This is a genomic window from Kitasatospora sp. NPDC114501, assembly GCF_055633695.1.
This window is the reverse complement of the sequence record NZ_JBVKDS010000006.1, coordinates 185,507-199,614: the sequence shown is the minus strand read 5'-3', so window position 1 is coordinate 199,614 and position 14,108 is coordinate 185,507. Positions and strand designations below refer to the sequence as shown.

General features: G+C 70.1%; 11 protein-coding genes and 1 pseudogene. 6 read left to right on the top strand and 6 right to left on the bottom strand.

Annotation, left to right across the window (positions count from 1 at the left end; all coding sequences use genetic code 11):
* The first annotated feature begins 76 nt into the window (after positions 1-76).
* Together ACZ7RU_RS13645 and ACZ7RU_RS13640 are read left to right on the top strand one after the other, a co-directional pair.
* The gene (locus ACZ7RU_RS13645; RefSeq protein ID WP_470341091.1) at positions 77-679 is read left to right on the top strand and encodes a hypothetical protein; all 603 of its coding nucleotides are present in this window, start codon (positions 77-79) and stop codon (positions 677-679) included.
* Positions 680-914: 235 nt separating this feature from the next.
* Positions 915-1,529 (top strand): hypothetical protein, encoded by a 615-nt coding sequence (locus ACZ7RU_RS13640; RefSeq protein WP_470341090.1) that lies wholly within the window; start codon positions 915-917, stop codon positions 1,527-1,529.
* Between the two features lie 92 nt (positions 1,530-1,621).
* Here ACZ7RU_RS13640 and ACZ7RU_RS13635 read toward each other — a convergent pair whose 3' ends face one another.
* The gene (locus ACZ7RU_RS13635) at positions 1,622-1,972 is read right to left on the bottom strand and encodes a DoxX family protein (RefSeq protein ID WP_470341089.1); all 351 of its coding nucleotides are present in this window, start codon (positions 1,970-1,972) and stop codon (positions 1,622-1,624) included.
* A 95-nt stretch (positions 1,973-2,067) separates the two neighbouring features.
* On the opposite strand from ACZ7RU_RS13635, the pseudogene ACZ7RU_RS13630 reads away from it, so the two are divergent.
* Positions 2,068-2,421, top strand: a pseudogene (locus ACZ7RU_RS13630) (winged helix-turn-helix transcriptional regulator); the annotation flags it as partial.
* Positions 2,422-3,145: 724 nt separating this feature from the next.
* Positions 3,146-3,676 (top strand): EF-hand domain-containing protein, encoded by a 531-nt coding sequence (locus ACZ7RU_RS13625; RefSeq protein WP_470341088.1) that lies wholly within the window; start codon positions 3,146-3,148, stop codon positions 3,674-3,676.
* A gap of 104 nt (positions 3,677-3,780) precedes the next feature.
* Here ACZ7RU_RS13625 and ACZ7RU_RS13620 read toward each other — a convergent pair whose 3' ends face one another.
* Positions 3,781-4,344: a hypothetical protein gene (locus ACZ7RU_RS13620; RefSeq protein WP_470341087.1), complete on the bottom strand. Its 564-nt coding sequence runs from the start codon at positions 4,342-4,344 to the stop codon at positions 3,781-3,783.
* Positions 4,345-4,358: 14 nt separating this feature from the next.
* Positions 4,359-4,784 carry an ATP-binding protein gene (locus tag ACZ7RU_RS13615; protein WP_470341086.1) on the bottom strand — a complete coding sequence of 142 codons (426 nt, stop codon included), beginning with the start codon at positions 4,782-4,784 and terminating at the stop codon, positions 4,359-4,361.
* Positions 4,785-4,960: 176 nt separating this feature from the next.
* Between ACZ7RU_RS13615 and ACZ7RU_RS13610 the strand changes: the two genes are divergently transcribed.
* Complete coding sequence (locus ACZ7RU_RS13610; RefSeq protein ID WP_470341085.1) at positions 4,961-5,896, top strand: helix-turn-helix domain-containing protein; 936 nt, start codon at positions 4,961-4,963, stop codon at positions 5,894-5,896.
* Positions 5,859-5,996, top strand: a complete 138-nt coding sequence (locus ACZ7RU_RS13605; RefSeq protein ID WP_470341084.1) for a DUF397 domain-containing protein — start codon at positions 5,859-5,861, stop codon at positions 5,994-5,996. The genes ACZ7RU_RS13610 and ACZ7RU_RS13605 overlap by 38 nt, the downstream gene beginning before the upstream one ends.
* Positions 5,997-6,026: 30 nt before the next feature.
* Here ACZ7RU_RS13605 and ACZ7RU_RS13600 read toward each other — a convergent pair whose 3' ends face one another.
* From ACZ7RU_RS13600 to ACZ7RU_RS13590, 3 genes are all read right to left on the bottom strand, one after another.
* Complete coding sequence (locus ACZ7RU_RS13600; RefSeq protein ID WP_470341083.1) at positions 6,027-6,620, bottom strand: DUF4291 domain-containing protein; 594 nt, start codon at positions 6,618-6,620, stop codon at positions 6,027-6,029.
* 123 nt (positions 6,621-6,743) lie between these two features.
* On the bottom strand, positions 6,744-7,520 hold the full coding sequence (locus ACZ7RU_RS13595) for a hypothetical protein (protein ID WP_470341082.1): 777 nt from the start codon (positions 7,518-7,520) through the stop codon (positions 6,744-6,746).
* A gap of 4 nt (positions 7,521-7,524) precedes the next feature.
* Positions 7,525-14,043: an RHS repeat domain-containing protein gene (locus ACZ7RU_RS13590; protein WP_470341081.1), complete on the bottom strand. Its 6,519-nt coding sequence runs from the start codon at positions 14,041-14,043 to the stop codon at positions 7,525-7,527.
* Between the last annotated feature and the right edge of the window lie 65 nt (positions 14,044-14,108).

The window sequence follows — 14,108 nt, the reverse complement described above, 5'->3', positions numbered from 1 at the left end:
CCGATCCACTGCTCGGCCATCCCCGCGACCAGCGGGCATCCAGCATGCCCGCCGCCACGACTGGAGTGAACCGACCATGCATCCTCGTCCCCTGTGGAAGCGCCTCACCGGCGCGATCGTCCGCCGCGGCATCGGCGCCACCATAGGCGCGTTCGCGCTCATCGCCGCTTTCGTCCTCGCGGGCACCGCCGCCGGCACCTCGACCGCGGCCGCCCAGCCCGCCGCGGTCGCCAGCACCGGCCAGTGGGCCTGCTCCGGCGCCGCCATCCCGGACGGCTGGGCCATCACCGCCTTCAACAAGGACGGTTGTAGCGGCTGGGGCTCGTGGTTCCAGCAGCCGGAAGCGGACGGGCTCTACTCCTGCGGCGGCTCCCCGATCTACTCGGGCTACGTCGTCACCGACTACATCAAGTACGGCTGCAACGGGATGGGTTCCTGGCGGCACAACCTCGTCAAGGACGGGATCTGGACCTGCGGCGGCTCCCCGATCGTCCCGGGCTACGTCGTGACCGGCTACCAGGTCCCGGGCTGCAACGGCGTCGGCGCCTGGTACCACCAGATCGCCCGGGTCGGTCTGCTCACCTGTCCCAACTCGCCGATCCCGCCGGGCTTCGTATCGGGCGCGTACTGGGGATGGGGCTGCACCGGCCACGGCGGCTACTACCTCTCCAAGGCCTGACCTCCCGCACCACGTCCGGCACACCGGGGGCACCGCACGTCGTGCGGTGCCCCGGCACGTCCGGCGGGGCCGCCACCTTCCTGATCGCCGGCTCGCCATGACGCGCCAACTCCACTGCGCGGCAGTGGTGTTCGAACGAGCTATGGGTCGATACGCTGATCCGGTGCCGACCGGCCGGGTTCGAGTCGCGAACGAGCGCGGAGCTGCGGCTGACGGGGGCGACCGGGGAAGGCTGGTGCGCATGGTCCTGGGCAGGCGGAAGCGGCGGGAAGCGGACGAGGCACGCGCGAAGTTCATCGCCAACCGGGAGAAGGTCCGCTCATGGACCGGGCGTTGGGACTGTCCCGAGGTGGACTGGCCGGCCTTCGAGGAGGTCCCGAGCCCCTGGCTGGTCCTGCCGCGCGAACGCGACCGGTGGCTGGACGTCCACGCGCCCTTCCTGGAGCGGTACGACTGGCTCCTCGAAGCCACGCCCCGGGCGAACGGCGTCGACGAGCTGTGGGCGCTCTGGGAGTTCGGCGCGGGCCACGCGTTCGAGCGTCTGACGATCCGCTTCCGCAGCGTCCTGGACCCCGAGTACCTGGCCGAGAAGCTGGCCCTCGGCATCGAGGCGGCGGCCCTCCCGGGGTGGCAGGACGGCGACGCCCAGAGCGCCTACGACTGGTTGTACGAGGGGGCCGCCGGCTTGGTCGGCACCGGCATGGTGCGCGGGAAGCACCGCTTGGGCTTCGTCCTGCTGGAACTGACCTGCGCGGCGGTCGGCCGCGCCGACGTCATCACCGAGCTCCGCGCCTCGCTCACGACCACCTCCCTGGAGGGAAGACCCCTGAAGCCCGACGGCAGGGACTGATACTCCGGCCGTAGATCGTGGTCTTCATGGTTGTTGGTGGCTTGTCACTGGTAGTGGCTGGTGCGCGAGGGCGCCAGACCGGCTGTCCGCTGTCAGAGGGTGGCAGCACGCAGCACGATCAGGGCGACGGAGGCCATGGTGAGGACCACCGCCGGGGAAGCGCCCTTGCGGTCGCCGACGCGCAGGTGGAAGGCGACCGCCCCGGCGAAATAGAGCGTCAGGCCGACCGCGGCGGCGATTCCGACGGGTCCCCACCAGAGTCCGGCGATCACGCCGGCCGCGCCCGCGATCTGAGCGGCGATCAGGAAAGCCATCATGCCCTGCGGCACTCCGAGGGTGGACATCTGCTCGGTGATGTGCCGCGTCCGCAGGGACTTGGCCCCGGCCGACACCAGGAGAAGCGCCGACATGAACACGGTGACGGCGGCAAGGGAGACGAACATGGCTGAAACCTCAATCGTGCGAGATGCGAGTAGGGGGCGTGCGCACCTCGACGACGATAGGCGGCCAACAGGTACCTCCAGGTAACCTTCGGGGCATGAGCCCACGAGCCGGAATCGCCTTCCTCGCCGATTGTCCCGCTCTCCTGGCCATGGAGATCATCGCCAGCAAGTGGTCCATGGTCACGCTCTTCGCGCTGACCGACGGCCCGTTGCGCCACGGCGAACTGGTCGAGCTGAGCGGTGGCATCTCGCGCAAGGTACTGACCCAGACGTTGCGCCGGCTCCAAGCCAACGGGCTCGTCGAGCGCCGCGCCTACGCCGAGGCGCCGCCGCGCGTGGAGTACGGCCTGACCGATCTCGGGCGAACCCTGGAGGAGCCCATCAGGATGCTCACCGCATGGGCGCGGGAGAACGGCGAGGCGGTCGTCACCTTCCGGGAAGCAGCCGAGGCGGCCAGGATCATCGAGGCGGATCAGGCGACGGTGAAGACCCCTCGGGCCACCCGTGATCGACGACGGGCGGCGGCAACGACAGGTCGCTCCGCAACAGTGATCAAGAACTACCTGGAGCACTAAGGGCTGCCCCACGATTGGCCGTTGAGATGGCCGGGCGCTCTTCTCGATTGCGACCCGCCGCAGGGCTTGACGGACGGGATCCGACGTCGTGCCATGAGAGGTCACACCGCGAACGGGGGACGACACGATGGCGGCAGAGAGACGCGCCGGACCCGGTGGCGAGCCCGGCAGCCGCCATGGGGTTCCACAGAGGAGCGCTCCGAAAACCCCGTCCCGCATCAACGAATGGGTCGGTCATGTAGTCGTGATCGTCCTGGCTCTGATCGTCGTAGCTGTGATCGTCCTGGCGCTCGTCGTCCTGGTGATGATCGTGAGGAGCGCGGCATCCAGCGGATGCTCTCCTCACTGCGCCGCCAACACGCCCTTGTGGCACTGATCACCGACCTGCCCGCGAACCCGGGCGCCACCGCGGCGGCGGCCACCACCGGTTCGCTGCCGCGGCGCCATTGCCGGCGCGATCTCTTTGGGATTACCTGATCGGCGTTTCAAAGCATCCATTTCGGTTGCGTGGAGGGCGCGTCTCCGCAGCCCGGACGTCGGATTTCCGTGGGACCATCTCCATTCGAGAAGACCGTGGGCGAACGCCGAAGGGTGCACAGTGTCAGACTCCGCAAAACTTCGTATTTTCGCAATGCTGGACGCGAATGGTGACGGTGTCATTTCCAGGTCGGAGTACCTCGCGAGGGTCGACCGGGTGGTGTCGGCCCTGGGGTTCGAGGCCGGGCATCCTGTCGTGGTCGCGGCCAGGGCCGCCCATGAGGGGGTGTGGCAGGACATGGACGCCGACCAGGACGGCCGCGTCACCTTCGAGGAGTACCGAGAGTGGGCCGGGCCAGAGGCGTTCGAGCGGTCCTGCCGGGCCGTCCTCGGCTCCATGTTCGACATCGCGGACGCCGATGCCGACGGGCGTCTGACCCGCGAGGAGTTCGTCCGCCTGCGGACGGCGATGGGGAACGCGAGGGCGGATGTCGACACGGCGTTCGAGAACCTCGACACCGATCGTGACGGCTTCGTCGACCGCGACGCGTATCTGGAGGGGATTCGCGATTTCGTGCTCACCGGAATCTCCGCCATCGCCCCCGTGTACGGAAATGCCGACGCTCCGCAGGAAGTGCGGTCGTCGCGCTGACGTTCCCCGGCGCCGGCGTCGATTCGACCGTGGTGCTCCGGCTGCCCCGGTGACCCCCGGGTGCGCAGGAAGTCGACCCCACCGACTTCCTGCGCACCCGGGGGTCAGGTGTGTGCGGTGGCTTCCTGGGTCCGGGTGCGGCAGTGGGTGAGGGCGTTCTTGAGGCGGGGGTCGGGGTTGGGGGTGGCGGTGAGGAGTTCGCCGGCGGTGGTGAGGGTGGTCCAGTAGGTGGTGGGGTCGCCGGTGCGGGGGAGGGGGTGGGCGGCGGTGAGGGAGAGGTAGGCGGCGGTGAGGTTGCCGGTGGTGAACCAGCGGTTCAGGCCGTGCTGGTGGCCGGGGCGGATGCCGCCCATGGCGTCGATGGCGACCAGGAAGAGGCTGACGACGGCGAGTTCGGTTTCGGTGAGGGGCTTGGGGATGTCGAAGACGCCGAGGGCTTCGAGGAGTTCGCCGGTGTCGTGTTCGGAGCCGGGGCGGGGGTCGGCGAGGAGGGCGTGGTAGCACTCGTCGAGGCGGCGGGTGGCCTCGGCGAGGGGGATGGCCAGGGCGAGGCAGACGGCTCGGGCGCAGGGGAGGGGCTGGTGGCCGAGGCGGGCGATGAGGGCGTAGGTGGTGGCGGGGGTGGCGCCGCGGGAGAGGGTGTGGCGGGCGAGGGTGGTGAGGTGCATGGGGGTTCGGGCTTTCAGGCGCAGGTGGTGGAGGGGGCGATGAGGGCCCAGATGAACTTGCCGATGCCGCACGGGCGGTTGGCGCAGCCCCAGCGTTCGGCCAGTTCGTTGACGAGGAGCAGGCCGCGTCCGTGCTCGTCGTCCGGCGCGGCGGTACGGAGGAGGGGGCGGGTGGTGTCGGCGTCGTGCACTTCGATGCGGAGCAGGTGGTCGGGGGTGAGGGTGAAGCGGATCTCGATGTGGCGGTCGTCGGGGGCGTCGGAGTGCTGGACGGCGTTGGCGAACAGCTCACCGAGGAGAAGTTCGGCCGTGTCGCGATAGTTGTCGCCGGCGGGGAGGCCGGAGAGGTAGGCGCGGAGCAAGTAGCGCGCCAGGGGCGTGGATTCGGTCCGCGAGTCCAGGCGCGCGACGAACATGCGGGGGCGACGGGCGGTGAGCATGGGGGAATACCTCACGGGGGCGGAAGGGGCGTGCGACAGGAGAGCGCACCATCACGCTGCGCATGCAGATGATTGCGTTCCGGTCTCAATGATCAGGCGATGGGACTACGGTTGCGACCAAATCGGAGTGCGGGGATCCGCAGCACCTGAGGGGAGTCGGGATGTCACATCGGCGCTTGGAGAACGGACTCACATCGAGCCCGGCGGTGATGTTCGGCGAGGCGCTCCGGTTTGCGCGGGAGCAGGCGGGCTACACACAGGAGGAGCTGGGCAGGCTCCTTCACTGTCACCGAACGGTGATCACCCGATTCGAGAGCGGCAAGCGTTCGATGGACCGGGACACCGTCGGGAGGGCCGACGAGGTGCTCGCTATGAGGGGCCTGCTCGTGCGGCTGTGGGAAAGGGTGGACTGGCATGCGGACATCGAGCACCCGGACTGGTTTCAGAAGTACGTCGAGCTGGAAGAGGAAGCCGCGGCGGCCCGGGTGCTTCAGTACATGAGGATCAATGGTCTGTTGCAGTGCGAGGAGTATGCCTACGAGATCTTCCGTCTTGGTGATGCCCGAGATCACCCGCAGTGGTTGGCCGAACGGGTGGCGGCTCGGCTCAGTCGCCAGAAGCGATACCTGACCGATGACGGCCCGTCAATGATCGTCGTTCTTCACGAGAGTGCGATCCGCAGCGTCATTGGCGGACCGGGTGTCATGAGGAAGCAGATGGAGCACCTGCTCGCCGTTGGGGAACGGTCGAACGTGCTGATTCAGGTAGCGCCGTTCGCCTTCCGGGCCCGGAAGTCGCCAACCACATCCGTGGTACTGCTGGAGATGCCCGATGGGAAGGAGTGGGTCTACTCGGAGAGTCTGTATCGAGGACACTTCAGTGACGCTCCTTCGGTCGTACAGCAGACTCGCCGGGACTTCGATCTTGTGCGTGGGGCTGTACTCTCGGTCGACAATTCCCATGCGCTGATCACCGAGGTAACGGAGGAATACCGCTATGCAGAACGTCGAGCTGAGCGAGGCGTCGTGGCGCAAGAGCAGCTACAGCGGGGACAACGCGGGCGAGTGCATCGAGGTGGCCCCCGGGTTCCCCGGTCTCGTCCCCGTGCGTGACTCCAAGGATCCTCACGGCCCGGCGCTCGTCTTCCCTGCCGCCGCCTGGGACTCGTTCGTCACCGCGATCCGGGAGGGCGAGTTCCCGGTCGGCGGCTGACGGGCCGGGCCGCCGGACAGCGGAGGCGGCTCAGGCGCGCAGGTGGGCGAGGAGGGGGTCGCCCGAGGGGTAGGGGCGTTCGGTGGGGAGGAGCTGTCGGGCGGCGTCCAGGTCTCCGGCCCGTACGTGGGCGTGGACCGTGTGCGCGAGCTCGGTGACGTCGGTGACCGAGACGATCCAGTGGTCCGCGTAGCGCGCGGCCGCCTCGCCGGCGAGGCCGAGCTGGAGGGAGCGGTGGGCAAGCGGTTGCAGGCGCAGGCCGCGTTCCGGGTCCCACTGGACGCGGGCCGGGGAGCGCTTCAACTCCCGTTTCCAGGTGGCCTGGTCGGGGTGCAGCTCGGGTACGTAGTGGGACAGGCAGCTGTTCCGCAGCGCCCATTCGAAGCCCTCGCGCGTGATCTCGACGGCGAGGACGGTCTCCTGGCCCTCCTTGGCCGCCCATCCGCAGCGGTACATCATCCAGAGGAACGACGGCTTGATCCACGTCATCCGGTCCCTCTTCCACGCCGCCGGGAAGCGGCCGTCCCGGGCGGCGGGCAGGCCGATCTCCGGGGCGTACGCCTGGTAGACGGTGACGGTGGTGGCGGTGTGGAGGGCGCGGATCCGGTACTTCGGTTCTGGCACGGTGATCAGGATCGACGCCCGGCGATCGTCGCGCCAGCGGATTTCCGGGGGCCGGTCCCTGAGCGGAGTACGAGCAGGGCCCCGACCGCGGGTGCGGTCGGGGCCCTGTGGTGTGCCGTCCGGTCAGTCGAGCGGCGGCGTCAGCTCCACCTCGTAGCGGTAGAGCCGGCCGTCCACCCAGCAGGCCAGGTCGGCGCCGGCGGTGTGCCGGGCGAGGTCGGCGAGCAGGCGCTCGGTGAACCCGCCCAACTGCCGGGCGCCGACCGGGGCGCCGCCGGAGCGCGCCCCGGCGGCGAAGGGGAGTTCCTCCGCCCGGGACGACACGGTGTAGGTCACCGGGTCGCCCGCGTCCTGCGAGGGGACGAGGTGACGGCCGGGCTCGTCCTCGGTGAAGACGAGTCCGGTGCCCGACGCGGCCCGGTTGGCGGCCTCGACCAGCGAGAAGCCCGGCTCCGCGGGCGGAGCCGCGCTCCCCAGCCGCAGGTCCACCACGCCCTCGGACGGCTCCGGGAGAGCCCGGTAGCCGTAGGCGTCATCGACCTCGGACACCGACTCCGCCTCCGGCCACACAGCGTGCAACCGCGCGACGAGGGATCGGCAGAACGCCCGCAGTGACCCGATGCTGTCGTCGGTCTCCTCGGTCGTCCAGTAGACGGACACGTGGACGAAGCAGTCGTAGTCGCGCTCCCCGTCACCCGGTGACCCGCCGGGCGCGGGCCCGGAGAGGTCACCGGGCTCGGTGCTCAGCCGGAGCCGGAACTTCGAGCCGTCCGCGCCCACGACGTGGTGCCACGGATCCGTGAGCGGATCGGTGGTCAGCGTGAGGACGTCGGAGATCTCCCGGGCGGTGAGCGGGGGACCGGACGGTCGTCTCACCAGGATGGCGGCATCGGTCGACACGGCCTCAGCACCCGTGGCCCTTGCACTTGTAGTCGCCACCGATCGTGCCGCTGATGCTCCAGCCGCCAGGGTCTCCGGCCGCCCAGATGTGGTACTCCTGGAAGTCCGAACTGCGCTTCCCCAGGTAGTCGTTCAGGCTCGCCATGGCCGTCTTGGCGGAGTAGCCGTCCGGCATGCGGATGTAGGTGCGCACCGCGCCCTTCCCGTTGGACTTCCTCATGTTGTCGTGGACCGCGGTCGGCCCGTTCTTGGTCTCCTTGAACTCGGACGGCACCCCGTCGACCCAGGCGTCGAAGCCCTTGCCGGACTTTCCGCCGTCGTCCAGCGTCGCCTTGACGTGGTGGCCGCCCTGGGCCAGCTGGAAGGCTATCGCGTACTCGCTGTTGCTGAGCGACCAGGTGGTGAGGTTGCTCCCCTTCTTGGTCAGCGTCTTGAACCGGTTCTCGTCGAAGGGGGTCTCGGACTCGTCGATCCGGCCGGCGATCTCCTCGACGTAGTTCTTCTCCTGGATGTCCTGCGCCAGGTTGGCGAAGGCGCAGCCGTCGCGGGCCGAGCGGTGGCAGTACTTCTTGTTGATCTCGCGGATCTTCTCCAGGTACTCGCCGATGATCGGGTTGTCCGGCTGCATCAGCCAGGCCACCCGGGCCTCGTGCCACCTCTTGCGGTTCTCCGCGCTGCCCGAGGTGGTGCGGGCCGGGGACGGCGAGTCGTCGCCGCCACCGCCGCCACGGGTGCTGGGGGACTCGTCGTCGTCACCGTCGTCGGAGCAGTGGGTGACGCACTCGTCGCCCATGGTCGGCTCGCGGAAGACGCCGTCCGGCCCGACCCAGCCGTGCAGGGCCATGTCGCTGCCGGAGCAGTCGTCGGCGCACATCTTGCGGCCGTCGGGGTCGCTGGTGCTGGTCGGGTTGCCACCGGAGTAGGCGTACCCGTTCAGCTCCTTGGGGCTGGTCGGGTCGAACAGCGGGTCGATGCTGAGGAACCGGCCCAGCGACGGGTCGTAGTCGCGGGCGCCGAGGTGGACCACGCCGGTGGGCTCGGTGACACCGCCCACGAAGCCGTGGCTGCCCGACCAGGTGGCCGGTGCCGTGCCGCGCTGCTCGCCGTACGGAGTGGTCCGCCTCTGGGCGACCGCGCCGGTGGCCGCGTCGACGTTCAGCTCCGCGGTGGAGTGGTGGTCGGCGACCTGGAAGGCGACCTTGTTGTCGTCCGTCCGCACCGCCGAGGCCTGGCCGAGCGAGTAGTACCTGGTGGCGGCGGGCTTGGCCGCGCCCTTGGTCAGGGTCAGCTCGGTGGCGCCGAGGTAGAGCGTCCAGCTCTCGGCGCCCGGGTTGGCGCTGTCCAGGACGTGCGCGGTCAGCCGGCTGCCGCTGGGGTCGTAGAGGTACTCCGTCGTCTTCGTACTGGTGACGGGCCCGTTCTTGACGGTGTCGACGACCTTGCCGAGCTTGCCCTCGGCGTCCCAGGTCAGCGCCTGGTCGCTGGTGGCGCCGGCGGCGAGCTCCTTGTGGCGGGCGATGGTGTTGCCCGCCGGGTCGTAGCCGGCGGTCTCGGCGAGCACGCCGGTGCCGCTGGTGCTCTTCAGCGTGTGCGGCTGGGCCGCCGTCGGGCCGGGGTAGTTGTACTTGGTGGTGACGTCCTTGGCGGAGTCACCGGTGACGTCGTGCCGGGTCTGGGTGTCCCGGGTGCTGTCGGGGTTGAACTTCCAGCTGGTCCAGTACGGGGCTGGGCCGCCGAGCGCCTTGGCGTCGGGCGTGGCCGGGCAGCTGGTGCCGCTCGGGGTGAACGCCTCGGTGAGGCGGGCCAGGTAGTCGTACTGGAAGCACTGCCGGTCGGTGCCGGAGCGCGAGGTGTCGGTGATCGAGGTGACGTTGCCGGCCTGGTCGTAGGTGTAGGCGGCCGCGCGCAGCGGGCTCGCCTGGCCGTACTGGTCGGTGCGGCTGGAGGCCAGCCGCTGGGTGCCCCACTCGTAGGAGTTGGTGATGTAGAGCTGCTTGTTCGCCGTCCCGTCGGACAGCGTGCTCTGCAACGGCTTGCTGGTCAGGCTGTAGGTCTGGTTCGTGAGGTAGCTGCTCAGACCCTGGGCCGTGGTCATCCGGGTGAGGCCGTCGTAGCCGAACGCCACCGACTCGGCGGCGAGGTTGCCGGCCGCCGGGTAGCTGATGCTCTGCTGCTTGCCGTCGAGCCGGTAGATGGTGCCGCTGACGTAGTTCCCGGCGAGGGCCTCCTGGCCGGGGACGGACGGCACGCTGAGCGTGCTGCGGGTCGGGCGGCCCAGCGCGTCGTACAGCGACCAGGTCGTGGTGTACGGGTAGGTGACGCCGCCGACGGTCGTGTACCGGGTCGCCGAGGAGATCAGGCCCTTGTTGCCGGACGGGTCCCAGGTCTGCGAGGTGAGCAGCGGGCCCGAGACGGAGCCGGAGTGCAGCTCGGTCTGCCGGTCGAGGTTGTCGTAGACGTACGCCAGGGTCTGGTTGTCGCCGTCCCGGCTGGTGGCCAGCCGGCCGCGGTCGTCGTAGGTCCTGACGGACGTGCCGGAGTCGGGGTCGACGGTCTTGACCTGGCGGCCCTGCTGGTCGTACGTCCAGCTCCACTGCGTCCCGTACTGGTCCGTCAGCTGGGTGGTGTGGCCGGCCGGGTCGTAGCCGTAGCGGATGCTGTCGTACGCGCCGCCCGGGGTGCCCCCGCGGTACTGCCGGATCTCGGTGGTCCGGCCGCGGGCGTCGGTGACGGTCGTCGCCGGGGTGCCGCCGGTGGGCGGGGTGACGGTGACGCGGTCGCCGCCGTACTCGGTGAGGGTGGTGGCGATCGGGGTCCCGACGCCGTTGCCGGCCAGGGCGGTGGACTTGACGACGCGGCCGAGGCCGTCGAAGGTGCTCGCGGTCTGGGTCTCGACACCGGTGGTGTCCTCGACCTTGAACAGGGTGCCGGCGGGCGCTCCGGTCGCGTAGTAGCCGGCGTAGGCGAGCGCGGCGTGGCCCTGCTCGTCGTAGAAGGTGTCGGTCAGGACCCGGCCGCCGTTGTCCCCGGGGGACTGGGTCTGCCGGGGCCGGCCGAAGCCGTCGTACAGGGTGTACGCGGTGGCCTGGGAGCCGTCGGCGTTGAGCGCCTTCGTGGCGACGACGCGGATCTGGCCGTCGTTGTCGGTGTAGCCGAACTCGTGGTTCGGGGTCTGGCCGGTCGCCTTGGAGCGGTTCGGCAACCAGACCTTGAGCGTCCGGCCGAGCGCGTCGTACAGGCTGTCGGTGCGGCGGTTGTTGGCGTCGATCGTGTCGACGGTCTGGCCGCGCAGCAGGTCGAGGTCGACGACGGTGACCATGGCGGTGGCGGGGTTGCCCGCGACCACCGGCGGTCCGGTCGTGGTGACCCTGGTCGGCCGGCCGTTCGCCGGGGCGAAGCCGGTGGTGGTGGTCTGCGCCAGCGGGCCGGCGGTGGTCACGGGTGCCGTGGCGCCCGTGGTGTCGAACACCGTGGTGGACGCCAGCTTGGTGGTGCTGTCGGCGCGGCCGTAGGCGTCGTAGTGGGTCGTCCCGTCCAGGTAGGTGGCCCGGTTGCCGGTGCGGGACTTCAGGGTGTGCACGGTGGTGGCGTCGCCCCGGACGGGGGCGGCGCCGTAGGCCTGGCCGTCGTAGCGGGTGCGGATGTCCGACAGGACCGCCGAGGTCCCGTCGGCCTGGGTGTCGCGGTTCACGGCCGCCGAGCAGTTGGCGGCGACCATCTCGATCTGGACGGTGCCGGTCAGGATCCAGGCCGCGGTGTTGTCGGCGTACGTCGTGCGGGTGCAGGTGTCGTCGGTGGCCACCGCCACGTCGGCGAGGTCCTCGCTCTGTGTCGTACGGCCGTAGTCGTCGAACGTGGTCGAGGTGCGGGTCTCGCGCCAGGCGGCGCCCGCGCCCTTGTCGAGCGAGGTGAAGGACCGGCTCGCCTGGGTGCCGGTGAGGTTGGCGGTGGTGGTGCCCCAGTCGTTGGAGCGCTTGGCGGTCTCCTTCTTCCACGGGGTGCTGACGGACTTGGCGAGGATCACGCCGCCGGGCTTGTCGTACTGCTCGCTGCGGTACTCGTAGCCGGCCCAGGCCTGGTCGTCGGTCAGGACGGTGCCCTGGCCGTCGTCGACGGTGACGGTGCGCTTCCTGGTCTTGTCAGCGGGGTCGGAACGGTCGCCGTCCATGCCGCGCAGGAAGTAGTGGTCGGCCTGCGTCGACATGCCGGTGACGCCACCGGTCTCCACCCTGGCGTGGGCGTAGCCGCGCCACTGGGACCAGGTCTTGAGCTTGGCCGGGGTGAGGCCGTCCTCGTCGTCGAAGTGCCAGGCGGCGTCGCCGAGGTAGGTGTAGCGGGTGACCATGTCGGGCGCGCCGCCGGTGCGGTCGGTGGCGATGACCGTGTCGACGACGTACTTGTTGAACCACTCGGTGGTCACCGGCACGTCGTTGGACGGCTGGTACATCTGCGGGAAGCAGCGGGTGGTGTTGCTCTGCGGGGTGGGCAGGGCGTTCCAGTCGCAGGCCGCGGCCGAGTAGTTGACGTCGATCTGGCCGCCGAGCTCGTCGGTGACGGTGCCCAGGCGCTGCTTGATGAACGGCATGCGGCCGTCGCCGACCTTGTCGAGCCGGTTGGCCAGCTGCTTGTAGGCCAGGGTGGTCTTCGGCAGGGTGATCGCCGGGGTGGCGGAGGAGCCGGTGTGCTGGATGGAGTCCAGCAGGAGCTGGTAGTCGAAGTCGGCGGTGCCCCACTTGTGGTTCAGGGTCCACGTGTCGACGGTGGCGTACCCGCCGTCGGCCTGGAGCGTCTTGGCGGTGACGGAGGTCAGGCGGGTCCGGGTGAAGTACGTCGGCGAGTACTGGCCGGTGCAGTCGGTGCCGTCCTTGCAGTTCTGGTCCCACGGGGTGTCGTACCAGTACTGCCGGTTGGTGTCGATCTTCGCCGGGTCGCAGAGGCCGGCCGTGGTCTCCAGGCAGCGCTCGGCGGTGCCGAAGTCGACCCGGGCCATCGGCTTGACGGTGGCGGAGTAGAGGTCGCCCTGCTGCTGGCCGTACTCGATGTGCTCCAGATGGCCGCCGCGCACGTACGGGGTGCGGTCGGTGGCCTTGAGGTTGCGGCCGTAGTTGTTGGTCTCGGGGGTGTACCAGTAGGTGATGTCGTTGCCGTGGGCGTCGACCACCAGGTCCAGGTTCCACCGCCAGCCCTGCTGGCACCACGACGACGCGAAGTCGGCGCCGTTGCACGGCTCGCCCGCGTTGTTGCCGTACACCGGCACGGTGTAGACGGACTTGGTCTCCGGCTTGCCCGCCGACCAGTTCGGCAGGCGGTTGTAGCCGAAGTAGTAGCCGGTGCCGTCGGCGGTGACGGCGCGGAAGTACTCGCCGTCGTTGTCGCCGTTGCCCCGACCGGTGTCGCGCAGGCGGGTGACCTTGGTGTTGTCGTCGCCCTTGATGCGCCACTCGTCGCCGGAGACCGGGATCAGCTCGCCGGAGTGGCCGCCGAAGCTGATGGTGCCGTTGTCCGTGCCCCAGCACAGGTCGCCCGGGCTGTTGGTGCCGGTCTTGGGGGCGCCGTCGTCGGCGCACGCCTTGTAGCTGCGCTCGACGAAGCCGGGGGAGAGCTCGAATCCGTCACCGGCCCAGGAGGCCTGGTTGTTGCTGCTCGCGGTTCGGCCGTCGATGCTGCCGGAACTGTACGACAGACCGATCTTCGGCGTGAGGTTGCCGGGCATGGCCGTGAGCGGCATGTCGTACGACCAGCTGAACGACCCGCTGTTCAGCGACGTCGACCAGGAGGACGCCGGGGTGAGCGGCGTGGCCTTGTAGTCGCCGCTGGGCCCGGCGCTGCCGGTGGTGGCGGCCAGCACCGTCGCACCGGAGGTGGACTGGAGGCGCATCGACCCGGCCGGGGCCGCCGTCAGCGCGTCCGCGGCGACGGTCTGCTTCGCGACGTCGTTGCCGCCCGGCAGCGGGGTCTGCACCCGGCACTCGGGCAGTTCGGGCGTGGTCAGCGCGCACTCGGGCAGCCGGACCAGCTTCAGGCGCGAGCCGAAGCCGGAGCCCGCCGCCTGGGCGAAGGACGAGTAGTCGACGGCCAGGCCGCTGTTCTCGTCGGCGCCCGTGACCGTCAGCAGCACGCCGTTGACGCCGGCCCTGGCGGCGGCGTCCTGGCCGAGCAGCTCGACCTTCGCCTTGCCCGCAGAGCCCGAGGAGGAGAGCGCGACCGGCAGCTTGCCGGCCCTGACGGCCTTGCCCTTCTCGCCGGGGACGTCGACGGTGGCGCTGCCCGCGCCGGGCAGGGCGCCGTGCTTGCCGTCGGCCTTGCTGACGGTGGTGTCGGCCTTGCGGCCCTTGGTCTTGGCGTCCGAGCCCTTGACCGGCTTCTCGGGGGAGACCGCCGAGGGCTTGGTGTACGGTTCCGCGGCCGCCGCGGCGGCGGCCAGTGGCAGTGCCGGCAGCAGCGACCCGACCAGGGCGCCCGCGATGACCGCGGACACTCTGGTGCGGGCCGGCAGCCGAGGCACCGACCTCTTCGTGCTCATGGGTGACACAACTCCTCGAGGAGAAAACGGGTGTGACGGACCACGGGCCGGGCGGCAGGTAGCCG

Excerpts from the sequence above, each read along its gene's own strand:
- ACZ7RU_RS13615 (WP_470341086.1), bottom strand. The coding sequence starts at position 4,784 with ATGCTCACCGCCCGTCGCCCCCGCATGTTCGTCGCGCGCCTGGACTCG.
- ACZ7RU_RS13620 (WP_470341087.1), bottom strand. The coding sequence starts at position 4,344 with ATGCACCTCACCACCCTCGCCCGCCACACCCTCTCCCGCGGCGCCACC.
- ACZ7RU_RS13635 (WP_470341089.1), bottom strand. The coding sequence starts at position 1,972 with ATGTTCGTCTCCCTTGCCGCCGTCACCGTGTTCATGTCGGCGCTTCTC.
- ACZ7RU_RS13645 (WP_470341091.1), top strand. The coding sequence starts at position 77 with ATGCATCCTCGTCCCCTGTGGAAGCGCCTCACCGGCGCGATCGTCCGC.
- ACZ7RU_RS13590 (WP_470341081.1), bottom strand. The coding sequence starts at position 14,043 with ATGAGCACGAAGAGGTCGGTGCCTCGGCTGCCGGCCCGCACCAGAGTG.